21 protein-coding genes and 1 pseudogene are annotated in these 25,142 nt (G+C 45.9%); 10 read left to right on the top strand and 12 right to left on the bottom strand.

What is annotated here, in order from left to right:
* Positions 1-19 precede the first annotated feature (19 nt).
* Both GSQ66_RS18550 and clpX read left to right on the top strand, forming a co-directional pair.
* Positions 20-718 carry a ClpP family protease gene (locus tag GSQ66_RS18550; RefSeq protein WP_317164246.1) on the top strand — a complete coding sequence of 233 codons (699 nt, stop codon included), beginning with the start codon at positions 20-22 and terminating at the stop codon, positions 716-718.
* A gap of 343 nt (positions 719-1,061) precedes the next feature.
* Positions 1,062-2,291: an ATP-dependent Clp protease ATP-binding subunit ClpX gene (gene clpX / locus GSQ66_RS18545; RefSeq protein ID WP_162428829.1), complete on the top strand. Its 1,230-nt coding sequence runs from the start codon at positions 1,062-1,064 to the stop codon at positions 2,289-2,291.
* A gap of 369 nt (positions 2,292-2,660) precedes the next feature.
* On the opposite strand, the gene purE is transcribed toward clpX, so the two are convergent.
* Both purE and GSQ66_RS18535 read right to left on the bottom strand, forming a co-directional pair.
* On the bottom strand, positions 2,661-3,188 hold the full coding sequence (gene purE / locus GSQ66_RS18540) for a 5-(carboxyamino)imidazole ribonucleotide mutase (protein WP_162428828.1): 528 nt from the start codon (positions 3,186-3,188) through the stop codon (positions 2,661-2,663).
* Positions 3,189-3,192: 4 nt separating this feature from the next.
* Positions 3,193-4,323: a 5-(carboxyamino)imidazole ribonucleotide synthase gene (locus tag GSQ66_RS18535; protein ID WP_162428827.1), complete on the bottom strand. Its 1,131-nt coding sequence runs from the start codon at positions 4,321-4,323 to the stop codon at positions 3,193-3,195.
* 160 nt (positions 4,324-4,483) lie between these two features.
* Here GSQ66_RS18535 and GSQ66_RS18530 point away from each other — a divergent pair, with 160 nt between their 5' ends.
* The 3 genes from GSQ66_RS18530 (at position 4,484) to hemE (ending at position 6,840) form a co-directional block, all read left to right on the top strand.
* Positions 4,484-5,107 carry a MarC family NAAT transporter gene (locus GSQ66_RS18530; protein ID WP_162428826.1) on the top strand — a complete coding sequence of 208 codons (624 nt, stop codon included), beginning with the start codon at positions 4,484-4,486 and terminating at the stop codon, positions 5,105-5,107.
* 41 nt (positions 5,108-5,148) lie between these two features.
* Entirely contained in the window at positions 5,149-5,652 is a 504-nt protein-coding gene (locus GSQ66_RS18525) for a solute carrier organic anion transporter (RefSeq protein ID WP_162428825.1), read from the top strand.
* Between the two features lie 150 nt (positions 5,653-5,802).
* On the top strand, positions 5,803-6,840 hold the full coding sequence (hemE, locus tag GSQ66_RS18520) for a uroporphyrinogen decarboxylase (protein WP_162428824.1): 1,038 nt from the start codon (positions 5,803-5,805) through the stop codon (positions 6,838-6,840).
* Positions 6,841-7,018: 178 nt separating this feature from the next.
* On the opposite strand, the pseudogene GSQ66_RS18515 reads toward hemE, so the two are convergent.
* The 8 genes and pseudogenes from GSQ66_RS18515 to mutL form a co-directional block, all read right to left on the bottom strand.
* A pseudogene (locus GSQ66_RS18515) lies at positions 7,019-8,238 on the bottom strand (TrkH family potassium uptake protein).
* A gap of 611 nt (positions 8,239-8,849) precedes the next feature.
* The gene (locus GSQ66_RS18510) at positions 8,850-10,649 is read right to left on the bottom strand and encodes a TrkH family potassium uptake protein (RefSeq protein WP_162428823.1); all 1,800 of its coding nucleotides are present in this window, start codon (positions 10,647-10,649) and stop codon (positions 8,850-8,852) included.
* Positions 10,630-11,649 (bottom strand): bifunctional heptose 7-phosphate kinase/heptose 1-phosphate adenyltransferase, encoded by a 1,020-nt coding sequence (locus GSQ66_RS18505; protein WP_162428822.1) that lies wholly within the window; start codon positions 11,647-11,649, stop codon positions 10,630-10,632. The genes GSQ66_RS18510 and GSQ66_RS18505 overlap by 20 nt, the downstream gene beginning before the upstream one ends.
* Entirely contained in the window at positions 11,649-12,863 is a 1,215-nt protein-coding gene (locus GSQ66_RS18500; RefSeq protein WP_162428821.1) for a pyridoxal phosphate-dependent aminotransferase, read from the bottom strand. Before GSQ66_RS18500 ends, GSQ66_RS18505 begins: the two co-directional genes overlap by 1 nt.
* 602 nt (positions 12,864-13,465) lie before the next feature.
* Positions 13,466-13,777, bottom strand: a complete 312-nt coding sequence (locus GSQ66_RS18495) for a hypothetical protein (protein ID WP_162428820.1) — start codon at positions 13,775-13,777, stop codon at positions 13,466-13,468.
* A 193-nt stretch (positions 13,778-13,970) separates the two neighbouring features.
* Entirely contained in the window at positions 13,971-14,876 is a 906-nt protein-coding gene (locus GSQ66_RS18490) for a rhomboid family protein (RefSeq protein ID WP_162428819.1), read from the bottom strand.
* Positions 14,877-14,984: 108 nt separating this feature from the next.
* Entirely contained in the window at positions 14,985-15,743 is a 759-nt protein-coding gene (locus GSQ66_RS18485) for a rhomboid family intramembrane serine protease (RefSeq protein ID WP_394351417.1), read from the bottom strand.
* 98 nt (positions 15,744-15,841) lie between these two features.
* Positions 15,842-17,671, bottom strand: a complete 1,830-nt coding sequence (gene mutL, locus GSQ66_RS18480) for a DNA mismatch repair endonuclease MutL (protein ID WP_162428817.1) — start codon at positions 17,669-17,671, stop codon at positions 15,842-15,844.
* 428 nt (positions 17,672-18,099) lie between these two features.
* On the opposite strand from mutL, the gene GSQ66_RS19035 reads away from it, so the two are divergent.
* The 4 genes from GSQ66_RS19035 (at position 18,100) to GSQ66_RS18465 (ending at position 22,926) form a co-directional block, all read left to right on the top strand.
* On the top strand, positions 18,100-18,390 hold the full coding sequence (locus GSQ66_RS19035) for a hypothetical protein (protein WP_238395753.1): 291 nt from the start codon (positions 18,100-18,102) through the stop codon (positions 18,388-18,390).
* A 32-nt stretch (positions 18,391-18,422) separates the two neighbouring features.
* Complete coding sequence (locus GSQ66_RS18475; protein ID WP_238395752.1) at positions 18,423-21,050, top strand: glycoside hydrolase family 3 N-terminal domain-containing protein; 2,628 nt, start codon at positions 18,423-18,425, stop codon at positions 21,048-21,050.
* Between the two features lie 76 nt (positions 21,051-21,126).
* Positions 21,127-22,269 (top strand): N-acetyl-alpha-D-glucosaminyl L-malate synthase BshA, encoded by a 1,143-nt coding sequence (gene bshA / locus GSQ66_RS18470; RefSeq protein ID WP_162428816.1) that lies wholly within the window; start codon positions 21,127-21,129, stop codon positions 22,267-22,269.
* Positions 22,270-22,722: 453 nt separating this feature from the next.
* A complete protein-coding gene (locus GSQ66_RS18465; protein ID WP_162428815.1) occupies positions 22,723-22,926 on the top strand; it encodes a hypothetical protein in 204 nt (67 codons plus the stop codon).
* 159 nt (positions 22,927-23,085) lie between these two features.
* Here GSQ66_RS18465 and GSQ66_RS18460 read toward each other — a convergent pair whose 3' ends face one another.
* The gene (locus GSQ66_RS18460; protein WP_162428814.1) at positions 23,086-23,607 is read right to left on the bottom strand and encodes a DUF7935 family protein; all 522 of its coding nucleotides are present in this window, start codon (positions 23,605-23,607) and stop codon (positions 23,086-23,088) included.
* Between the two features lie 156 nt (positions 23,608-23,763).
* Between GSQ66_RS18460 and GSQ66_RS18455 the strand changes: the two genes are divergently transcribed.
* Positions 23,764-24,111 (top strand): HesB/IscA family protein, encoded by a 348-nt coding sequence (locus tag GSQ66_RS18455; RefSeq protein WP_162428813.1) that lies wholly within the window; start codon positions 23,764-23,766, stop codon positions 24,109-24,111.
* A 75-nt stretch (positions 24,112-24,186) separates the two neighbouring features.
* Here the strand turns inward: GSQ66_RS18455 and GSQ66_RS18450 are convergent, their stop codons facing one another.
* The gene (locus tag GSQ66_RS18450) at positions 24,187-25,065 is read right to left on the bottom strand and encodes a ChaN family lipoprotein (RefSeq protein ID WP_162428812.1); all 879 of its coding nucleotides are present in this window, start codon (positions 25,063-25,065) and stop codon (positions 24,187-24,189) included.
* Positions 25,066-25,142: the final 77 nt, after the last annotated feature.

Here is a 25,142-nt window from a genome sequence, read left to right as displayed (position 1 = left end):
CGTAACACAAACAACTATGATGTTTAACAAAGACGAGTTCCGCAAATTCGCTGTAAAAGGCCAGGGCCTGAGCGGGCTGGGCGTAGACCAATATATCCATCACATAGAAGGAAAGGCAATGCACAACATCGAGAGCATGACGCGCTCGGTAATTGAGGAACGCCCTACCAACTTCCGTGAGATTGACGTTTTCTCACGCCTGATCATGGACCGTATTATATTCCTGGGCACGCAGGTTGATGATTTTATAGCCAACATCATCACAGCACAGCTGCTGTTCCTGGAGTCGGCTGACGCGAAGAAGGACATTCTTTTATATATTAACTCGCCGGGTGGTTCGGTATATGCCGGTCTGGGTATTTACGATACCATGCAATATGTAAACCCTGATGTGGCAACGATCTGTACTGGTCTGGCTGCAAGTATGGGTGCTGTATTGCTGGCTGGTGGCGCTAAAGACAAGCGTTCTGCCCTGCCACACTCCCGCGTTATGATTCACCAGCCGATGGGTGGTGCGCAGGGCCAGGCAACTGATATCGAGATCACAGCCCGCGAGATCCTGAAACTGAAGAAAGAACTATACGAGATTCTGGCGCAGCACTCAGGCAAATCGTACCAGGATATTTACGATAACTCTGAGCGTGACTACTGGATGCGTGCTGAAGAAGCAAAAGAGTTTGGTTTGATAGATGAGGTACTGACCCGCAAGAAGCAATAACCAGTTTAACCAAACTATAAACTATAAACCCACTTCATAAATTGGAGTGGGTTTATAGTTTATAGTTGTTTTATAGTATGCCAACTATAGCCCTGGCTGAAAAGTGAAAGAATCTCAAACAATTTATCAACAGGGCCATGTGGATACCTTATTGATACAACTAGCTACAAATCAAACATTTAACCAAAAATAGAGTAATATAAATAATTTAATTTTTAGGGTATTTTTGAGCGTTTTGCAAAGGATGTCTTAAATTTTTTATGGTTTATTAAACTTCCAATTTTGTACCTTTGTTTTGAGCGAGGAAATATTCGCTCTGAATTCCCCGGATCAATTTATACTTATGGCTGAAATTACGTGCTCATTTTGCGGCAAGAACAAGAAGGATGTATCGGTAATGATCTCCGGCATAAACGCGCATATCTGCGACAGATGTATCGGGCAAGCTCAACAGATACTAAACGAAGAAAACAAGATCAGAGCGAACAGCCGCAGCCCTAAGTTTAACCTGATGAAGCCACGCGAGATGAAAACGTATCTCGACCAGTTTGTGGTAGGCCAGGATGACGCGAAGAAGGTAATGTCAGTAGCGGTTTATAACCACTACAAGCGCCTGATGCAGCACAACGAAGGGGAATCCGAGGAAGTAGTGATCGAAAAATCGAACATTATTATGGTTGGCGAAACCGGTACAGGTAAAACTTACCTGGCCCGTATGATGGCCGGCATTCTGCAGGTACCATTCTGTATTGCCGATGCCACTGTACTTACGGAAGCTGGTTACGTAGGTGAAGACGTTGAAAGCATATTGACCCGTTTATTGCAGGCTGCTGACTATAATGTGGAAGCTGCTGAACGTGGTATAGTCTATATTGATGAGATTGATAAAATTGCCCGTAAGAGTGATAACCCATCTATAACCCGCGATGTGAGCGGCGAAGGTGTGCAGCAGGCCCTGCTTAAGTTACTGGAAGGTACTGTTGTAAACGTACCCCCACAAGGCGGACGCAAGCACCCTGAGCAGAAAATGATCACGGTAAATACAGAGAACATCCTGTTTATTTGCGGTGGTGCCTTTGTTGGTATCGACAGACTGATCAAAAACCGTTTGAACACCCGTCCTATCGGCTTCTCTAAATCGAAGCAGGATGATAATGAAGAAGGCGAAAACTTCCTGCGTTACTTATCAGCACAGGACCTGAAAAACTTTGGCCTGATACCTGAACTTATCGGACGTTTGCCTGTGCTTACCCACCTTGACCCACTTGACAAGGAAACGCTGCGATTGATCTTACTGGAGCCTAAGAATTCTATCGTGAAGCAGTACAAGCGCCTGTTCGAGATGGAAAATATTAACCTGAGCTTTGATGAAGGTGCTCTGGAGTACATTGTAGAAAAAGCTGCGGAGTATAAACTTGGTGCCCGTGGGCTGCGCTCTATCTGCGAAGGTATTATGACAGATGCTATGTTCGACCTGCCGTCAGAAGAAGGAACACATGATTTAGTAATAACAGGTGATTATGCCCGTGAGAAGTTTGAGAAATCAAGCCTGAAGAAATTGAAAGTAGCGTAATTTCTACTTACAGATACTATAAACAAAAATCCCCGGTAGCTAATCTGCCGGGGATCTTTGTTTTAACGATTTATAGTTGTTTACCCTTGCTGAACGCGAGCGAGAGCTGACACTTTAAACTACAGCTGTTTCGGACTTGGAAGTCCGAAAGCACTCTGCCGGGGACTTCCTAATCCACGTTTCACGGGTTACGCGGACAAGGAAGTCCGCAACAGCTTAAGTTCCGGACAAGGATGTCCGAAACAGCAAAGCAGCAAAGAACAGCGATTAGAAACTGTTGTTTATAGTTGCCTAGTGTCAGGGGCCCAACTATAGTTTGGCGCGAGCGTGGACGCTCACGCCATTTTTCGTCTGTTCTGATATGAACTTCTAATCCAGGTCTCTGTCGCCGCGTTTTAGTTCATCCACTGAGCGCATTACTTTATCTTTCAACCCTGACTTATACTTCTCCAGTTTATCCGCCACAGCAGCATTTGTAGTTCCTATGATCTGAGCGGCCAGTATGCCAGCATTTAAAGCTCCATCCAACGCTACAGTTGCTACAGGCACGCCACCCGGCATCTGCAATATGGATAACACTGAATCCCAGCCATCGATAGAGTTACTTGATTTTACGGGCACACCTATTACAGGCAAGGTAGTTAACGATGCCACCATACCCGGCAAATGCGCTGCGCCACCGGCTCCGGCTATAATTACTTTCAGTCCTTTTTTACGGGCCTGCTCTGCGTACTCAAACATACGGTGCGGAGTGCGGTGTGCCGAAACTATAGTTAGCTCGTAAGGTACGCCCAGTGTTTCCAGTATCTCGGCAGCGGCATCCATTATTTTAAGGTCAGACTGGCTGCCCATGATGATACCTACCAGTGGTTGTGTATTTGTAGTTTGCTCGGCCATCGTTTTATGCTTTTACTTTGATTACGTTTTTAATTTGCTCGGCACGCTGCTGTGCTTCTTCTATCGTTTGCCCCAGCACGGTGATATGTCCCATTTTGCGGGCTGGCCGGGTAAACTTTTTGCCATATAAATGAATGTATACGCCCGGTACAGCCAAGGCTTCCTGCAGCCCTTCGTATTTTGCTTCGCCATCAAAGCCAGGTTCGCCAAGCAGGTTCAGCATAACCGCAGCACTTTGTATTTCGGTAGAGCCTAGTGGCAGGTTAAGGATAGCGCGCAGGTGTTGTTCGTACTGCGAGGTATAGTTAGCTTTTATAGTATGGTGCCCGCTGTTGTGCGGACGTGGAGCTACTTCGTTTACTAATATAAGTCCGTCTTTGGTCAGGAACATTTCCACAGCCAGTATACCTACCATATCAAAAGCTTCAATAACGCGGGTAGCAATTTCAATGGCGTGGCGCTGTAATTTATAGGCTACATTGGCAGGTGCAAAAAGCGAATCAACTAAATTATGCTCCGGGTGGAAACTGAGCTCTACTACCGGGAAAGCCGTAACTTCACCATTTGGATTGCGCGCAACTATAACTGATATCTCTTTCTCAAAATCAACCAGTTTTTCCAGTACGCTTGGCTCTTCAAATCCTTTCCCAAAATCGGCTTCACTGGCAATGCGGGTCACTCCTCTCCCATCGTAGCCTTCGCGGCGCAGCTTCTGGAACGCAGGCAAAAATTCAATATTCTGCTCCAGTTCCGTTTTATCTTTCAGAACTATAAAGTCTGATGTCGGGATGTTGTGCTTTTGGAAGAACTCTTTCTGCAGGCCTTTGTCCTGAATGGTGCGAACAGTTTTGGCATCGGGGTAAACTTTTACGCCTTCCTGCTCCAGCTTTTCAAGGGCATCAGCATTTACGTGCTCAATTTCTATAGTTAGTATGTCGCACTGCTTCCCAAATTCGTACACGGTATCAAAATCGCGAAAGCTGCCTACAAAAAACTCGTTACAGATGTCTTTGCAAGGTGCATTCTCATCAGGGTCCAGCACTAGGGTATAGATGTTAAAATCGAGTCCGGCCTGCATCAGCATACGGCCTAGTTGCCCGCCGCCCAGTATACCAAGCTTTACTTCTCCTTTCATAGATAGGGATTTGAGTGTTCGTTCCTCAAAAATAAGGATTATAGTTAAACCAACCCGCCTCAACTATAGTAATATGCAGCAACAATAAGATAGACTTTGATTTATATACACAAAGCCTTATATTGATAGCTTAACTTTTTCTGAAACCGCACAATCTTTAATGGAAATCATTCTTGCCACTTTTTCTGCTTTATTTTCTGTAGTAAACCCGTTTGGTGCCATGCCGGTCTTTCTTACGCTTACCCAGGACGACACACCGGCACAACGTAACCAGCAAGCACTTAAAGCCTGTTTGTACATGGTAGGTATTCTGGCCGTGTTTTTCCTGGCAGGGCAGTACGTGCTTAACTTTTTTGGTATCCGCATCCACGACCTGCGCATTGCCGGTGGTTTAATGATTATGCGCGCAGGTTTTGAACTGCTAAGCCCGGGAGCAAGTAAAAAGAAAATCTCTCCTGAAGTAGTAGAAGAAGGGCAGCATAAAGAAGATATTTCGTTCACGCCACTGGCCATGCCTATGCTTTCCGGTCCGGGAGCCATTGCGGTCAGCATCGCCATGTATACCACGTCGCTGTCTTACCTGGACATGGGGTTGATCCTTGTTTCTATCGTGCTGCTGGCTATAGTTTGCTATATTATCCTGCGTTTTTCGCACCAGCTTACACGGTATATGGGTAAGTCAGGGTTGTCGGCATTGTCCCGCATTATGGGTTTTATAGTACTATCCATCGGAGTAAACTTTATAGTTTCTGCTATTTATGCACTGTTCTTTACAGGGAGGTAGGAGGAATGGTCTGTACATCTTAATTAGGGTGAACTAAAATTGTGGAAATAGTCTCAATACTAGCGATATTGATAATGGCAGTTGGCCTAACTCTAACTGTAATATTTCTAATTGGCTATTTAATCAGGAGAAGAAAAGTAAGACTGAAGAATGCAGCTATATCTTTTGCCACAGTACTTTTATCTTTAGGTCTATTAATAATAGAAGAAGAACTATTTTTCTCTTACAATTTCGAAAATAAGAAAGAAGTTTTGGTTGCCTCCAGAGAGGCACAGATCGATGGTATCCTTTTAAAGCTTTATGAGGATAGTACGTTTGAAATTGGTGGTTTCAGAGAGGTGCAATCGGCTGGTAATTTCGAATTAAGATCAGACACCCTGTATATTATCCAAAGTTCAGGACAGAATAAATATATGAGCAAAAAATCTTTCATCATGGAAAAAGGGTACTTGAGAGAAATAGAAGATACAGGTATTGGATTTTTAGAAGTACACATGAACAGACTAAAAGACCAAGACACTCTCCTGAAAAAACAAATAGATTGATCCAGAACTTTATCTGACTTACTCCATTCATAAAATAAACTATAGTTCTCCTATACTAAACCACACCTTACAAAACCAAGTAAACACTCCCTATAGTTTGGTGATATCGATCACCTTCACATAGTCGGCAATTTAGCTTATCTTTGCGCCATGCAATTGAAGAACGACCTGCTTATTAGAGCTGCCAAAGGAGAACCTGTTGAGCGCACACCGGTATGGCTGATGCGCCAGGCCGGCAGAATTTTACCTGAATACAGAGCCGTACGCGAAAGCCTGAGCGGTTTTAAGGAACTGGTGGAAACCCCTGAGTTTGCTGCCGAGGTAACGATACAACCAGTTGATATTCTGGATGTTGATGCAGCCATTATCTTTTCGGATATACTGGTAGTGCCGGAAGCAATGGGCTGTACCTACGAAATGGTAGAAAAACGCGGACCATGGTTCCCGAATACGATACGCACTGAAGCCGATCTGAAGAAACTTCGTGTAGCCGACCCGCATGAGCATCTGCATTATGTACTGGATGCCATTAAGGTTACTAAAAAAGCACTTAACGGGCGTGTGCCGCTTATCGGTTTTGCCGGAGCACCCTGGACTATCATGGCTTACATGGTGGAAGGCAGTGGTTCTAAAACGTTCTCGCATGCGCGTGGCATGTTATACACAAATCCCGCATTGGCGCACCAGATGCTCCGCATGATCACGGATACAACTATAGCTTACCTTAAAGCGCAGGTAGAGGCAGGTGCTAACCTGATTCAGATTTTCGATTCATGGGCTGGTATCCTTACGCCGACTCATTACCGCGAATTTTCGTTGCCATACATCAGCGAAATCTGTAATGCTATCCGCAACGTGCCGGTAACGGTATTTGCAAAAGGCGCCTTTTTTGCCCTCGAAGATTTCTCTAAACTGAACTGCGAAACAATTGGTTTGGACTGGAACATGGAAGTTGCCAAATCGAGAGCGCAGATTGGACCTGACAAGACCCTGCAGGGTAACATGGACCCATGCCTGCTTTATAGTTCCTTTGAAACGATACAGAAAGAAACTATAAACATGCTGAAGGAGTTCGGACCACAGCGCCACATCGCCAACTTAGGTCACGGCGTTTACCCGGACACGGATCCTGAAAAAGTAAAATGCTTCGTACAGACAGTGAAGGAGTATGGGGAGTTTAGAAGTTAAAAAGTTAGAAAGTTAAAGAGTTAGTGAGTTTAGGAGTTATAAGTTCCTGCTACAATAAAGTATACTAAAGCGCTAACATAAACCAAAAGTTAAAGGCCTGCAAATGTTGCAGGCCTTTAACTTTTGGTTTTCTATCCCTTTTTAACTTCCAAACTTTCTAAATTCCTAACTATAAAGGTTACCCCACCGGTAAATGAGCTGACGGATATTTATAGTTTGAAGATGGAACACGGGTACTGAGTGCTAATGCCAGTGTTAAGGTCCCAACCCTGCCAATGTACATCGAAAGTATCAGTACCATCTTACCCATATCTGATAAAGCAGCTGTAATACCTGTACTATAGCCTACGGTAGCAAATGCGGAAACCTGCTCCAGTGCCAGCCTTATTACATCAAACTGCCCGTCTGAAATAGTAAGTATAAATATGGCGACCATATTAAGTATGGCAGCAAAAGCAAAAACTGAAAAAGCTTTATAAGCCACCGAATGCGGAATGGAACGATTGCCGATCTCCAGGAATTTTTGCCTCGTATAGTTGCCATCACCGCCAGCAGAATTACCACAAATGTTGTTGTTTTGATACCACCACCTGTAGAGCCCGGCGATGCCCCGATAAACATCAGGAAAATGAACATCATCATGGTTGGCGTTGTCAGCTGCGAAATATCAACAGAATTGAAGCCGGCAGTACGTGTTGCCACCGACTGAAAGAAAGACGCGATCAGAGCCTCGGCAAAAGTCAGATCGGCTAATGTGTTATAGTACTCCAGTAAAAAGAAACCTATAGTTCCCAGCGCGATCAGGCCTGCAGAAGTATAGATAGTCACACGCGTTAACAGTTTCCAATTCTTCCAGGGGGCATTCATTCTGGCGCGCATAGCATTTGGCGAAAACACATCCACTATAGTTGGAAAACCGATACCACCGAAAATAATAATAAATGCTATAACCAGGTGCATTATATAGGAGAAGCGCACAGGTTCTGTGTAAAACCCTGCCGGATAGAGCGAAAAACCAGCGTTACAGAACGCCGACACAGCATGAAAAATAGAGTAAAATATTTTAGTGCCTAAGTTCGGAAACTCTACCAATGGCCCCCAGGTCATAAAAACAAGTAATGCCCCGATAGATTCAATAACAAAAGTTAATAACACAAGCTGCTTTAACAAACCCTTAGAGGAAAACAGGGTTTCCCCTTCCAGGAGCTCATGCACTGCAACGTGCTGTTTCAGCCCCATTCCCTGTCGCATCATGGATGCAAAAAAAGTGGCAAAAGTTACGATACCCAAGCCCCCTAACTGCACCAGCATAAGTAATACCACCTGCCCCGAGAAGGTAAAATAAGTACCCGGATCTACCACAGCAAGACCAGTTACACAAGACGCACTCGTAGCCATAAACAGGGCATCTATAAACCGCATACTTCCTGGCACCGTGGTCATTTTAGGCAGCATAAAAAGCCCTGCCCCGATCAGTATCAGGAATATAAAGCTCATAATAAAAATGGTAGCCGGCTTTAATTGAAGGGTTTTAAGGTGCACACGAGTCTCCAGCAGCTCAACAATAAGCAGCACCAGCATGTACAGGGAGACCAGCACTCTATAGATCTCTACAGAAAGCGGTATGCCTATCCCTTCAAAAAAATTATAAACAACCGGAAAGCCCAGCAGGTAAGTGCCCACCTGGTTTACCAGGATGATAGCCATCAGGGTACCCTCGAACCAGGTGCGCCGCAGAAACTTTACCCGCTCAAAACTATAGAGAATGCGCAGGACATAAATAAGGACGAAGACAGCAAGAATGGCATCGATGGCATAATACAGAAAGCGTAGTTTTAGCGGGCTCTCTACCACCCCATGCGCATAGACCAGCAAACCTACCGAAAGAATGGTGAGCACGTAGGTGGTACGCCGCATGAGCGCGTAAGCCCTTAGCTTGCTGCTGTAAAGAAACCTGTTTAGCTGTTCTGTATTCATTTTGCAGTTGCAAATGTAAGCATCCTCATAAATTAACCAACAGCTAAGTGTGTATCCGGATATTTGTAAGCTGTAGTGTAAGCACGCGTACTGATGGCCAGCGCCAGAGTAAGTGTGCCTACCCTGCCAATATACATAGACAATATAATTACAGTTTTACCTGCATCCGATAATCCTGCAGTTATGCCTGTACTTAACCCTACCGTGGCAAAAGCTGAAATCTGCTCAAAAGCCAAACGTAAAATATCGAACTTGGAATCGGAAATGGAAAGGATGATCAGGAAAAAGACATTGAAAACCACGGCAAACGTAAAAACTGCGAACGCTTTGTAAGATACCGTATGGGGTATAGTTCTGTTACCGATTTCGACATTCTTCTTGCCAACTATAGTTCGCCATACCGAAAGTATAATTACCGTAAAAGTTGTTGTTTTTATACCGCCACCCATGGACCCCGGCGATGCCCCGATAAACATCAGTATCATCATAATTAACAGGGCCGGAACTGATACCGCTGAAATATCTACTGTATGATACCCGCCTGAACGCGTTGTTGCCGATTGGAAAAACGAGGTTATAAGTGACTCTACAAAATTCAGGTGCGAGAGTGTATTAAAGTACTCCAGCAGGAAAAAAGCAATCGTACCGAATGCCAGCAAACCAGCGGACGTGTACACGGTTACTCTTGTTAATAGTTTCCAGTTTCGCCAGGGAGCTTCCATGCGGGCACGCATCGCCTTGGGAGAGAAAAGATCGATTATAGTTGGAAAACCAATTCCACCCAGGATCATCAGACCTGCAATTACCAGGTGCATCGTGTACCAGGAACGGAGCGGATCACTATAAAGGCCTTGCGGGTAAAGCGAAAAACCGGCATTACAGAACCCGGAAATAGAATGGAATATAGCAAAGAATATCTTACTCCCTGTCACATCAAACTCTGTATTCCATTCCCAGGTCATAAAAATCAGTAAGGCCCCGATCGCTTCTATAGACAGCGTCATGATGATGAGTTTACGCAGCAGGCCTTTGGTAAACGAGATGGACTCGCTTTCCATGATCTCGTACATCGCCACGTGGTGCCTGATGCCAATCCCTTCCCGCATCAGCATAGCAAAAAAGGTAGCAAAGGTCATTACACCAAGCCCGCCCAACTGTACCAGCATAAGCAATACCACCTGCCCCGAAAAAGTTAGATAGGTACCCGGGTCTATCACGGTAAGGCCAGTAATGCAGGATGCGCTTGTGGCCATGAACAGGGCATCTATAAAGCGCATGCCTCCGGGAACAGTGGTCATTTTGGGTAGCATGAACAGCGCAGTACCAATCCCGATCAGTAAAACAAAACTCATCAGGAAGATTATAGCCGGCTTTACCTGCAGGGTTTTAAGGTGCACACGAGTCTCCAGCAGCTCAACAATAAGCAGCACCAGCATGTACAGGGAGACCAGCACTCTATAGATCTCTACAGAAAGCGGTATGCCTATCCCTTCAAATAAATTGTAGACCACCGGGAAGCCCAGCAGGTAGGTGCCCACCTGATTTACCAGGATGATAGCCATCAGGGTACCCTCAAACCAAGTGCGCCGCAGAAACTTTACCCGCTCAAAACTATAGAGAATGCGCAGGACATAAATAAGGACGAAGACAGCAAGAATGGCATCGATGGCATAGTACAGAAAGCGTAGTTTTACCGGGCTCTCTACCACCCCATGCGCATAGACCAGCAAACCTACCGAAAGAATGGTGAGCACGTAGGTGGTACGCCGCATGAGCGCGTAAGCCCTTAGCTTGCTGCCGTAGAGAAACCTGTTAAGGGGTTCGCTGTTCATGCATTCCGAATAGCTTCACCTTTTTTGCTTCGTCCAGTAAGTGTTGTTTATTTACCGGCACAACGCCAACCTGCTCGCACACCAGGCCACCGCCCAGGTTGCTCAGCCCTGCCAGAAACTGAACAGACGTACGCAAGGCCATACAAAGTGCAGCTATGCTAATAACCGTATCGCCGGCACCCGACACATCCGAAATAGACCTGTGATGTGCATCGATGTACGTTTTTTCGGTGCCATCAGCTATAAATACACCTCGCTCCGAGAGTGTTACCAGCACCTGTTCTGTCTGCAGGCGTTTCTGTAATTCAGTAACGGCTCCTTCAAAAGCGTGCAGGTTCTCGTCGGCAAACTCTACCTTCAGGCCTTCTTTCAGTTCTTTCAGGTTTGGTTTGAACAGCGTACACCCAACGTAGCTCAGGAAATTTTTCTTTTTCGGGTCGATTACCGTCGGAATCTTGCGCTCGTTGGCCAGCTGTATAAACCGCTTAATATTGGCTTCTGTAAAAACACCTTTGTCATAATCTTCCAGCACAACCACATCTGCTTTATCCAGTAACTTCAGGTAACGTTCCTCCAAGTGGCGGTTGTCGTATTCTGTCAGTTCGGTTTCTATTTCGGCATCGATGCGCAACAGTTGCTGGGCACTGGCAATAATGCGGTGTTTTATAGTTGTTACCCGCTCCGGACTCTGCACGATACCCTCTGCTGACAGACCTTTGTCTTCTAACAGACGCAGGAAGTCGCCGCCATCCGTATCATCACCAATTACCGAGCAAAGCAGTGGCGTAGCGCCTAAAGCCTGGATGTTTAAGGCTACGTTTGCAGCGCCACCCAGTCTTTTCTCGCTTTTTACTACGTTAACTATAGGTACCGGTGCTTCCGGCGAGATGCGTGTTGATTTCCCCCACAAATAGGAGTCGATCATCACATCGCCAACTATAAGCACGGTCAGCCCATTAAAGGCTTCAAAAATATGTTCTAAATTATTGATCTGATCCATTACTGAAGTTTAGCCAGGCTCTCCTTAATGCGGCGCAATGCCTCTACCAGTTTCTCATCGGAAGTAGCATAAGAGAAACGAACACACTGCGGTGCCCCAAATGCTTCGCCACTAACTACCGCCACCAGGGCATCGGTGAGTATAAACATGCAAAGGTCCAGCGCGTTCTGTATTGTTTTTCCTTCGTAGCTCATCCCAAAATAGTAACTTACATCCGGGAAAATATAAAAAGCTCCTTCCGGCACATTTGTTTTAAATCCGGGTATGTCGTTCATCAACTCCAGCACCAGGTTACGGCGACGGAAGTAAGCATTGCGCATCTCTATGGCCGACTCTTTTCCGCCCTGTAATGCCGCATAAGCAGCTTTCTGAGCTATAGAGCAGGTACCGGAAGTGATCTGGCTCTGCATTTTATCGCAGGCCGCGGCAATATCTTTATGAGCAGCAATATACCCTACACGCCAGCCGGTCATGGCATACCCTTTTGAGAAGCCATTCACGGTAATAACGCGGTCTTTTATGAAATCGAGGCTGGCCATGCTGGCATGCTCGCCTTCAAAATTGATGTACTCGTATATCTCATCTGCTATAACATGCACCTTCGGATATTTTTCCAATACTTTCGCCAGGCCCAGCAATTCTTCCTGTGTAAATACGGAGCCCGTCGGGTTGCAAGGCGAAGAATACATGACCAGTTTGGTGTTGGATGTAATGGCTGCTTCGAGCTGTGCCGGCGTAACTTTAAAGTCGTTTTCCAGGCTTCCCATTACCTGCACAGGAACACCTTCTGCCAGTTTCACGATCTCTTCATACGACACCCAGTATGGTGAGAAAATGATCACCTCGTCCCCGGGGTTAACCAGGCACAGAACGGCATTGGCTATACTCTGTTTGGCTCCTGTAGATACAACTATATTCTCCAGTTTATAGTCCAGGTTGTTATCGCGTTTAAATTTATCCGCGATGGCCTGGCGCAGCTCCGGATAACCAGGCACCGGAGTATAAAATGTAAAGCCATCATCAATCGCTTTTTTAGCAGCATCTTTTATGTACTGCGGCGTCTGAAAATCAGGTTCTCCAAAGCTCAGATTTATCACATCGTGCCCCTGTGCAGCCAGTTCACGGGCTTTTTTAGCCATGGCAATCGTTTGCGACTCAGACAGAGCAGTTATTCTGTCAGACAAAATGCTGTTCACTTCTTTTATATCCTGCATGTGATTTCATTTAAAGGCCCAAAGGTACTTATTCTGTTACAGACTTTCCAGAAAGCAGCCCTGTAAAACAGCCAACTAGCATTTGTTAATCAGGTAAGTTGGTGAATTGTTCTGGAAGTATGAAGTAATGGAGATATAATATTTACTGTTTGTCAGAATCAGGATTCTCATGATTACTGGATTAACAGGATATATTAGACCTAAAAGCGTGCGCAGTTTCTGCTGGTGTCTGGATTTATAGTTTTATAGTTTTGGGAGTCCAACCACCCCTAACCCTCAGGTCTACGCTCGCTACCTTCGAAATCGCTTTACGGTAGTCAAAGGCAGGGGGCTTTTACTGTTATTGCTGTAGTTGGAGCTATAGTTCTATAGTTGGCATTTTACCCCTTCCCAGCCTTCCCCTAAGAACAGGGGAAGGAGCTTTTCAGCTGTCGCTATAGTTTGCTTTATTCGTTTTATAGTTTCGGTTTTAACCCACCCCTGCCCCTCCCAGGAGGGGAATTCCTGTTGTAGTTAAGGTTAAAGGTCGTAGTTCTATAGTTACCTTTTGTCATCCCCCTGCCCCTTCGAAGGGGGACTTTCTGCTACTGCTCGCCCAACTGTCATTTCGACCAGCGGGAGAAATCTGAGTTTGCTATAGTTTGAGTTATGGTTCTATAGTTCAGACTAGGATCGGACAGGTCGCGACCTGTCCCTACGGAACTACAACCACGATAAAGCGATGCAACTATAACAGTTCCGACTATAGTTAAAGCAGTTACTATCGAAAGATCACAGTCTTTGGGTTGAGCGCCTTTGCTTTGTTGCGGTGCCGTCAGGCAACCCGAGGAACGAGGGTAGCAAGAAAGCAACAGCGCGATGCCCTTATCGAGGGCCCCTACCCCCAAGACGGGGCCTCCCGGCCGTGAGGGCACCAAAGCTGGATTGAAACTATAGGTAGGTAAAGCTCCCAGGATTAGAAGTGACTATGAAGGAAAAGACTTGGTTCGAATAGTAGAGTAGCCAACTATAGAACCCAGATTTCTCACTTTGTTCGAAATGACAAAAGAATAAACCAACTATAGGACGAATAAAATCCCTCATTAAGTTAGCCATAACCACCTCAAACTACTCCTTCTGGCTAGCCTGAAACAACTTCTGCTTTTCTTCTTTAGAAAGACTTTCGTAACCAGAACTGGAAATTTTATCCAGAATCAGATCGATCTCTTTCTGGCTTGGCTTGCCTGTTACAGTGGTGGCGCTGCCGTTCGAGCTGCCAGCGAATGTTGTATTCCGGCGGTGGGTTACTTTTAGTTTAGGTCTGCGTTTGAACAGCCCAGTCACAAAACCAAAAAATGCATGAAGTGGACGCCCCATATCGCTGCCGCGCTGCAGTTGTTTAATGAAGAGCCAACCAATTAAAGCACCTCCCAAGTGGGCAATGTTACCACCGGCATTATCGCCTACCGCTCCGGACATAGAAAGCAGCACCAGGAACAACGCAATGTATTTAATACGAACAGGTCCGATCAGGATCAGGTTAAACGTATAGTTAGGTAGTAACGTAGCAGCGGCCACAACTATAGCCAGCACACTTGCCGAAGCTCCGATCATGACAGAACTGGCAGCACGATCTTCGAAGTAGGGAATAAAGTTATAGCTGAGCATATACAGCACACCGCCGGCAATACCGCCTATCACATACAAGCTCAGCAGCTTTTTATCGCCCAGATACTCCCGTACCAGTTGCCCGAACCAGTACAGGTTCAGCATGTTAAAGATGATGTGCAGAAAACCCTGGTGTGTAAAAAAATACGAGATCAGCGTCCAGGGACGGGTGATAAAAGTACCCATGTCAGAATGCAGCGCTACAAAGCTCATCAGGTAGTCGTACGCACCTGGCCCTACTGTAAATGTCAGCAAGAGGCGCAGCACAATCAGCACTACAAACACGATCACGTTGATCAGAATAAGCTGCTTTAGCGTGTTGTTGGGCTGCCGGAAAGCGTCTTTTATATCTTGAAGTATACTCATGTTTTGGATGCTCGGAAAGAGACTTTAGGTGACACGGGTATTCTCTGGTAACTTATCAATTCGAAAGAGCAGATAAGGGATTTGGTTCGTGTCGCAGGGTTTCTATACTTAATACTCGCGGTAATCGTTTCGCTGCCACATTTTAATTAGTATATACGCAAACAACATTCCGCCAAGGTGTGCAAAATGGGCCACATTATCGCCGGCAACGCGATTAAAACCAGTATATAGTTCGTAAGCCCCGTACAGCATTACAAAATACTTGGCTTTTATAGGCACCGGCAAAAACAGCAGCATCAGTTCCAGATTCGGAAAGAGCATACCGAAGGCCATCAGAATACCAAAAACGGCTCCGGACGCACCCAGCATCGGGCTATTAAAAATCGTATCGTATACTTCTCTTACAACAGCCTTGCTCTGCTCTGTGTATTCCGGTATATCCGGGTTACGTTTCATCATCACGGCCAGCTCCCGCCCGGACCCTTCACGCAGATGCTCATCCATATAGTTGTTAAATGCAACAGGGCTTGGGTTCTCGATATAAGCTATCGTGTTTTCGCGCAACTCGTGTAGTTCGTAGGCACGCACACCGGAGTATAACACACTTGCTCCCAGACCGGTAATCAGGTAAAATGCCAGGAAACGCTGCGAACCCCAGAACCTCTCCAGCATTGGTCCGAAAATAAACAAACTGAACATGTTGCTGAACAGGTGGCCCCAGCCGCCATGCAGAAACATGTGCGTTAAAAACTGTACCGGATTAAAATAATCGGAGCCGAAGTGATAAAGCGCAAACTGCCGGGCATCAAAAATATTACCCTGAAGTATAAAAACCACTACGTTTATGATCAGCAGGTTCCTGACCATAGGAGTTATATTGAACATGTTCTATTTCGTTTGAAGTATAAATGCAGCTTACGTAAACAGCCGGATTCTATACTATTGTTAATACCAGGTAAAAGCAATTAACCTTTCTGGAAGAGCTCATGCAACTGGTTAAGCTCCATAATCACGAGTGTTTTCTGTCCGGCTGGCGTATAGTTTGGTACCTGGCAGGCAAATAATTTATCTACCAACGAATTCATTTCCAGTTCCGACATACGGGTTTGCAAGCGACTTGCCAGTCGTTTAGCCATCGCACGCGCCAGGTTTTCCCTTCTGTCTAACTTCAGGGTGGCCATATTGTTTTTGTACTGCTCTACCAGTTCTTCCAGCAGTTCCTTTTCGTTGGCCGCCTGCACATCGGCAGGTATCGCATTCAGGATGATCGTGTTACCACCAAAATCTTCAAACTGGAAACCTAACTCCAGAAACTCAGCCTTCAGTTCTTTTACCAGAGCAGCATCAGTCGGCGACAGATCTATAGTTTGCGGAAACAGCAATGCCTGCGAGATCACAGCTTTCTTTTGTAACGAGGCTACGTACTTTTCATACAGGATCCGCTCCTGGGCTGCATGCTGGTCAATTACCATAATGCCCGATTTTACCTGCACCAACAGGTATTTCTGATGCACCTGCAGTGTTTTGTTGGAAGTAGCCGGGCTATCAGCAAATGCATCATCCAAAAAGCTTGTACTTACTGATGAGGAGATGCGTTCTTCGCCGGTCGGCTGGTTACGGATAGGCTCGTATAGTTGCTCCCACCCGGCAGAGCTCACACGTTTAGGCGCTGACGATGGTGCTGAAAAACCTCCCGATGCGAAGGTGGATCGTTCCTGTTCAAAAGCGCCTTCGTTATTTTGTATCCGGATAGGCTGTAACGGTGCAAAATTCACGTCACCCTCAAAGTCCAGCGACGGAGCAATGTTATGCGCGCCCAACGACTTCCGTACAGCCGAATGAACGATAGCATACACCGTTTTTTCGTCGTCAAACTTAATCTCGGTCTTGGTCGGGTGTACGTTTATATCGATCTTATCAGGCTCAATATCAATAAATAGCACATAAAACGGGTAGCTTTCTTTTGGCAGCAGCCCTTCAAAAGCCGTCATAACGGCATGGTTCAGATAGCCACTTTTTATGAAGCGGTTATTTACGAAAAAGAACTGCTCACCGCGGGTCTTACGGGCAAACTCGGGCTTGCCAATGTAGCCGCGCACACTCAAAAATGGTGTTTCTTCGTCGCAGAGCGCCATCTGCTCTTTATAGTTGCTCCCGAAAATACCGATAATACGCTGGCTTAGCTTGGCAGATGGCAGGTGAAACACCTCTACATCATTATGGTAAAGCGAGAAAGCGATCTCCGGATAAGCCAGTGCCACACGCTGAAACTCATCCAGGATATGGCGCATCTCTACTGCATTGGTCTTCAGGAAATTGCGGCGCGCCGGCACGTTATAGAACAGGTTCTTAACACATATATTTGTACCTGATGGCGAAACAACCGGCTCTTGGGTAACAACAGCTGACCCTTCCACTATAAGCCTCGTTCCAGCATCAGCACCGTGCGGCTTGGTTTTCATTTCTACCTGCGCCACAGCGCCTATAGATGCCATTGCTTCGCCCCGGAAACCCATCGTACGGATGCGAAACAGGTCTTCTGTACTTCTTATCTTAGATGTAGCGTGGCGCTCAAAACACATGCGGGCATCGGTTTCGCTCATGCCTATGCCGTTGTCCACTACCTGTATCAACTGTTTGCCTGCCTCCTTCACGATCAGCTGCACATTGGTTGCCTTTGCGTCAATGGCGTTCTCCAGTAACTCCTTTACCACAGAAGCTGGCCGTTGCACTACCTCACCGGCAGCGATCTGGTTTGCTAAGTAGTCTGGCAGTAAATTTATAATATCGGGCATCCGGTATCTGGCTAATTAAATCAAACGATTTGCACAAAATCCGGTGTTTTTAAAAAGCGGCCGGATTTTTGACTTTCACTAATTTGTAAAAACAGAACTAATTCTGATAAAAATTTATTACTAATTTACAGACCGATTAAGAAATCGCATTCGGAAACTTGTAAGAAGACCGATTGCTTTTATCCTTAAATTTGCAATATTAGCATGTACGGATTCGGAGTTTAGGGTCGTTAACGAAAAAAGGCACCGGTTAATAGCATATCTTTGCGCTACCGAAAAGATATACTCTCCACTCAGTTCCAGAGAGCTCCCGGGTAGTCTTTTGAGTTCATTTAAATCTCGCCGGATTAACTACTGTTTCCCGTAACTGCCTTTTGCAAAAATAGGCTTAATTTCGACTTGTTCCAATAATATAATACCTGCACAGGATGCTGAAGAGTTTTAGTTTAGGATTGTTTATACTTATTTTCCTTGGGATGGGCCCTCTGATGTCCTTATCGCCGTCAGATGAAATTGTAGTGGGCGTGAAGGAGCGAAACTGGGTAGACAGCGTCTTCAATTCTTTATCTCCTGACCAGCGCATCGGGCAGCTGTTTATGGTTGCAGCTTACTCTAACAAGAATGAAAAACATTTCCGCGAGATTGACACCCTGATAACCCGTTATGGTATCGGCGGAGTGATGTTTATGCAGGGGGACCTGAACGCCAGGCGCGGCTGAACAACCGCTTCCAGGGCGAAGCCAAAGTCCCGATGCTGATCGCCATGGATGCCGAGTGGGGCTTAAGCATGCGCCTTGACAGCTCTACCCATTTTGCCCGCCAGATGACCCTGGGCGCCATGAACGACGAGAAATACGTGTACATGATGGGCCGTGAAATTGCCCTGAAAATGAAGCGTCTGGGTGTGAACGTAAGCTTTTCGCCGGTAATGGATATAAACGTGAACCCGGCTAACCCTGTTATTGGCAACCGTTCGTTCGGCGAATCTAAGGAAGAAGTTACAAAACGTGGCATTGCCTACATTAAAGGCTTGCAGGACCATGGCGTAATGGCTGTTGCCAAGCACTTCCCGGGACACGGCGATACAGATACCGATTCACACCTTGCTCTGCCGGTTATCAAACACGATATGAAGCGCCTGACCGAGGTAGAACTATATCCTTTTAAGAAATCATTTGAGGCCGGGGTAATGGGCGTGATGGTAGCGCACCTTTACATCCCTAAAATCGACAGCACCAAAAACCTGGCTACTACCCTATCAAAGCCACTTGTAACAGGCCTGCTGAAAGAGAAAATGAAGTATAAAGGGTTGGTTTTTACAGATGCCCTGAACATGAAAGGCGTTGCCAGCTTCTATAAGCCTGGCGAAGTAGAACTGAAAGCCCTGATGGCAGGTAACGATGTACTCCTTTTCCCGGAAGATGTGCCTACAGCTATAACTAAGATTAAAAGCGCTATTGCAGCAGGACAGATAGATACTACTGAACTATACCAGCGGGTACGTAAAATATTACACGCAAAATATTGGGTTGGACTTAACAACTATAAGCCCGTACAGCTTGCTAACCTGAAGCAGGAAATGAATCGTCCGCTGGCAAATGTAGTACAGGAGCAACTATACGAACAGGCCGTAACGGTAGTAGCAAACAAGAACAACCTTATACCTTTCCGTAACCTCGATACATTGAGCATTGCCTCTGTGGCCGTAGGTGTGGCGCCGGATAACAAGTTCCAGGAGATATTGGGCAACTATGCGCCGCTGGCAAAATTCTCTATCTCCGACCGTTTTGCCCCGGATTCTGCTTTTACCAATATTATTCCGGAACTGGAAGGCCATGATGTGGTACTGGTAAGTATCCATAACATGAACAGCACGCCTGCCAGAGATTTCGGTATTGGCTTGGGAACACGTGCTTTTATCCAGTACCTGCAGGACCGCACAGATAAAAAGGTGATCGTGACGGTGATGGGTAATGCCTATAGTTTAAAATACTTTGATAATATAAACTGGCTTACTGTTGGCTACGAAGACAACCCTGTATCACAATCGCTGATGGCACAGGTGCTGTTTGGTGCACGCGCAGCTAAAGGTAAACTTCCTGTTACACCATCTGCCAAGTATAAATCAGGTACAGGTATCGAAACGCCATCTTTGGGCCGCCTGAAATATGGTGTTCCGGAGAGCGTAGGCATGGACTCCAAAGTACTGGCCCAGATCGACAACATTGCCCTGGAAGCAATTGCTTACGCTGCCACACCAGGCGCGCAGGTAATGGTTGTAAAAGATGGAACTGTAGTTTTCAATAAATCATACGGACACTATACCTACGAAAAACTAAAGCCCGTAACAAACAATACCGTGTATGATATCGCTTCTATCACCAAAGTTGCGGCTACTCTGCAGGCAGTTATGTTCCTGAAAGACCAGGGTAAAATCAACCTGGATGGTAAAATATCCACGTATTTGCCCGAACTGAGAGGCACCAATAAAGAAGGGTTGATACTACGCGATATCCTGACACACCAGGCCGGTTTGCAGGCAACATTGCCACACTGGCAGAAAACGATGGATAACCGCACTTTAGCCCAGGTATATTATGCCAGCACGCAGACAGATGTGTTTCCGAACGAAGTAGCGCCGGGCATCTATTCCATCAAGTCAATGGAAGATTCGCTCTGGACCTGGACCGTGAACTCGAAGTTACTGGCCAAGAAAAAAGACGCGAAAAGCTACGAGTATAAGTACAGCGATCTGGGCTTTTATATTATGAAACGGATGGCCGAGCACATGCTTAACCAGCCGATAGACGAATTTCTGGAGCAGAATATTTATGCGCCGCTGGGCATGAGTACGCTAACTTACAACCCGTTGCTAAAGCTCCCGCGTGAGGCTATTGCCCCTACTGAAGATGATAATTATTTCCGTAAATCGTTGGTTTGGGGCACGGTGCATGACCAGGGAGCGGCTATGCTGGGAGGCGTGGGCGGCCATGCCGGTTTGTTCTCTAACGCCAACGACCTGGCCAAACTAATGCAGATGAACTTACAGAATGGCGAATACGGCGGACATAAATTCTTTACTACACATGTAGTTACTGAGTTTGCAAAAAAACAATACAAGACCAGTCGTCGTGGCCTGGGCTGGGATAAACCGGCACCCGATGGTAACGGACCTACTTCTAACCTGGCATCGCCGAATACTTTCGGACATACGGGCTTTACCGGCACGGCTGCCTGGGTTGATCCGGACAATAACCTGATCTACATCTTTCTGTCTAACAGGGTTTTCCCGGATGCCGGAAACACCAAGCTGGTAAAGTATAATATCAGAACCAGGATACATGATGTGATCTATAAATCAATCGTACCAAAAACATAAATATTTATCCGTAATTTGGCAGGTGCAGCAACAAAAGTTAGCTGCACTTGTTGTTTACAGCATATTCAGAACAACTATGAAGATCGGCATTGTATGTTATCCTACCTTTGGCGGTAGTGGCGTAGTGGCTACAGAACTTGGAAAAGCTTTGGCCCTTAAGGGGCACCAGATTCATTTTATTACCTATAGCCAGCCTGCACGCCTCGATTTCTTTAACGAGAACCTTTTCTACCACGAAGTATATATTCCATCGTATCCCCTGTTTCAATACCCGCCTTACGAGCTGGCCCTGTCCAGTAAAATGGTTGATATTGTTCAGTTCGAAAAGCTGGACCTGTTGCACGTACATTATGCCATCCCGCATGCCTCTGCAGCTTTTATGGCCAAGCAGATTCTTAAAACAAAAGGCATCACTATTCCGGTTATCACCACGCTGCATGGCACAGACATTACACTGGTTGGTAAGGATGCTTCTTTTGAACCGGTAGTTACATTCAGCATTAACCAGTCTGATGGCGTAACAGCAGTATCTGAAAGCCTGCGCACCGAAACGTATGAGTTTTTCCCGATCGAGCGCGACATTGAGGTTATTCCCAACTTCATAAACCTGGAAAAATTCCGTCGGCAGAAAAAAGAACATTTCCGAACAGCCATCAGCCCGAACGAAGAAAAGCTGCTAGTGCATACTTCGAACTTCCGGTCCGTAAAGCGCGTGGAAGACGTTATCCATATCTTCAATAAGGTGCACGAACACATACCGAGCAAGTTACTGCTTGTGGGCGACGGGCCGGAACGCCCTAAAATGGAAAAGCTCTGCCGGGACCTGGGCATATACCACGATGTCCGGTTTTTAGGTAAACTGGAAGCTGTGGAAGAAGTTCTGTCCATTGCTGACTTATTCCTGATGCCATCTGAAAAGGAAAGTTTCGGTCTGGCGGCTCTCGAGGCCATGGCCTGCGAAGTACCGGTAATTTCGTCAGATGCCGGTGGTATTCCGGAGCTCAACATTAACGGTGTAACCGGCTTTGTAAGCTCTGTAGGTGATGTAGAGAGTATGGTTAAAAACGCACTTTATGTGCTGGACGATGAACGCCTGCCCACCTTTAAAGCAAATGCCTTAGCGCGAGCGCATGAATTTGATGTGGATAGGGTCGTACCACTTTACGAAGCTTTCTACCAGAAAATTATTGCAGACCAGCTCGCCGAAATAAACGGTTAAACTATAGCTTGATATTATAAAATCCCCGGTGCAGGTGTTAGATCTGTGCCGGGGGTTTTGTTTTCTCGGTAGTTGTTGTGCTATAGGTGCCGTTGGTCCAATACCCCCTTTATCCCCTCCTTGTTTAAGACGGGGAGCTTTCACTTCAACAGCTATAGTTGGGGTTTTACCTCTTCCCAGCTGTTGCTATAGTTGAGGTAATCGTTTTGTTGTTGCTGTTTTAACCCACCCCTGCCCCTCCCAAGAGGGGAATTTCGGCTGTTGCTATAGTTGGTGGCTGTAGTTCTATAGTTTCCGTTTGTCATCCCCCTGCCCCCTTCGAAGGGGACTTTCCTGCTACGGCTTTTCCAACTGTCATTTCGACGAAAGGAGAAATCTGAATTAGCTCTATATAGTTACAGACCAGGATCGGACAGGTCGCGACCTGTCCCTACGGAAATATGACCACGATAAATGTCGAAGCTTACCGGTTCAAATTATAGATACTGGTTGCTATCGAAAGATCACAGTCTTTGGGTTGAGCGCCTTTGCTTTGTTGCGGTGCCGTCAGGCAACACGAGGCACGAGGGTAGCAAGAAAGCAGAAGCGCGATGCCCGAAGACGGGGCCTCCCGGCCGTGAGGGCACCAAAGCCAACTATAGAACGATAGGTGAGTAAAGCTCCCAGGGTTGAAGAAGGCTATGAAAGAAAAGGCTTGTTACCAGTTGCAACTATAACCAACTATAAAACCCAGATTTCTCCTAACGTCGAAATGACAAAAGAGAAACTATAGAACCCGGATTTACGCTGCTCGAAATCACCATAGTAGCTTTTACTTTAAAACACTTGTGCAATCTCCTGCTTTACAAACGTAATAGCGCGGGCAGTCGGGTCTGTTTCTGTGGCGAGGATAGACTCTAAAATACGCTTCGCAAGGTCAGTGCCTTTCGACTTATCCGGCATTTCCTGGTATGTTCTATTAATCAGGTTCACCACTTCTTCGCGGGCATGTTTTACCTGCTGCCAGGCCTGCTCACTCATATAGATCTGCTGCGACATGTTATGACTGAACTCATTGCGAATCTCGCTCAATAACATTCGGTGATAATCTGAGCCGGTGTGGCCGGAACCACTTACGCGAAGCAGTAAATTACTTGGCGTAATACGCTCTAACAGCAACACAATACGTTCGTAAGCCTGCAGGCGGATAGGCACTACTACTTCTCCGTTCTCTTGCTTTAGTTGCAGCAGGCGTAGTTTGTAGTCCCGTTCATTTTGGCTCTGCACTAATTTGTACATGGCTATGGCCACTATAAGCCCCGGAATCGTAATTTTCAGAATATCTATGATCAGCTCCATATTATCAGGTTTAGAATGCTAAATATCGTAAAAAATTAATTTAGTATAGTTGAAATCATTTTGCCGACCAGGCTGTTTATAGAGTAACGAAGTATAGTGGTACGTATTTGTACTTAGAAATGCGTAACTTTGCTATCTATTAGAAACAAAACAACTATGGCAACAGAAGTAAGAACAGCCCCTATAACTATAACAGATAGAGCTTTAGCAGAAGTTAAAAATATTCTGGCAGAGAAAAATGTACCGGCAGAATACGGACTGCGCATTGGTGTGCAGGGCGGTGGTTGCTCAGGTATGTCGTACCTGCTTGGTTTTGATAAGCCGAAAGAATCGGATGAAGTATACCAACTGGATGGTGTAACGCTGGTAATGGATAAAAAGCACGGCATGTATGTAATGGGCATGGAAGTTGATTTCCAGGATGGCCTGAACGCACGTGGTTTTGTGTTTAACAACCCTCAGGCGAAGAGTACCTGCGGTTGTGGAAGCTCTTTCTCAGCGTAAGAAGTTACCTTTTTTCTCTGAACATAGTAAAAGCCCGGCCTGAACGCCGGGCTTTTGCATTTTACAGTTTGCTGCCTAGTAGGTTTTAGTCATGGTAGCGGGCACTACAAGTATGAAGTCTGCTTTGTTCTTATTTTCGTCAGTCAGCTTTTCTACATCCTCCTGGGTTACAGTGGTTATAGTTGCTACTTTCAGGTTTGGCTGCTTTTGTTTCAGGTACCAGCCGATGCCCTCATAGTTATCAGAATGGTAAGAGCCATTTAAGTGCAATACCTTGTTGCCTTTGGCTATCTGGTTGAGAATTACATACGCCATGGTAGCATCTTTCAGGGCCTGCGCCTGCACAATGCTTTCGGCTTTGGTGTTACCGTGCGTGCTGCTGCCAAACATGCTCAGCATATTTTTATAACCTGGCAATTCCATATCCACAACTATAGTCAAAGGTGCAATAAATGCTTTTGCTTCCGGAGTCAGGGCATCAAGGGCTTTTAAGCCACCTGATGCAACTATAGCGGCGTAGCGGCGTGGCACGTTGGTAGCAACAAACGGAATACCTGACTCTTTGGCAAACCGAACTATAGGTTTATAATCTGTTTTATAGTTCGTCCATGGGCGCGACTCCTGTTCGAAATTGTTTTCTGCTACCTGTCCGTTCAAATATTCGTCTAAAACCAGTTGCACATCGGTCTCAAACATTTCTGCCCCTATGGCAAATCTTTCCTGATGGGTTTTATACAGGTCTTTGGCTACTTCCAGTTGCAGCCAGTGTGCGATCGGGTCGTTGTGCTGCTCTCCAAACAGAACTATATCTGCTTTCTGCAGCTCATCCAGCATTTTGCCATACTTCACATCTTTGCCGGCTTTCGTGAAAAGTTTGTAGGCAGGTTTATCCTGGGCCATAGCAGTTATAGTTAGCAGTATACATAAACAGAATAGGCTGGCTGTTTTTTTCATATCTATAGGTAAGCTTTGAGCGAATGAATTTTAGACTACCGGATTACTTATTCAATATACAAAAAGAGCCGGTACTT

Origin of the sequence: Pontibacter pudoricolor (assembly GCF_010092985.1) — a bacterium.
In the GTDB taxonomy this organism is placed as follows: Bacteria; Bacteroidota; Bacteroidia; order Cytophagales; family Hymenobacteraceae; genus Pontibacter; species Pontibacter pudoricolor.
This window is presented reverse-complemented; position numbering and strand designations above follow the sequence as displayed.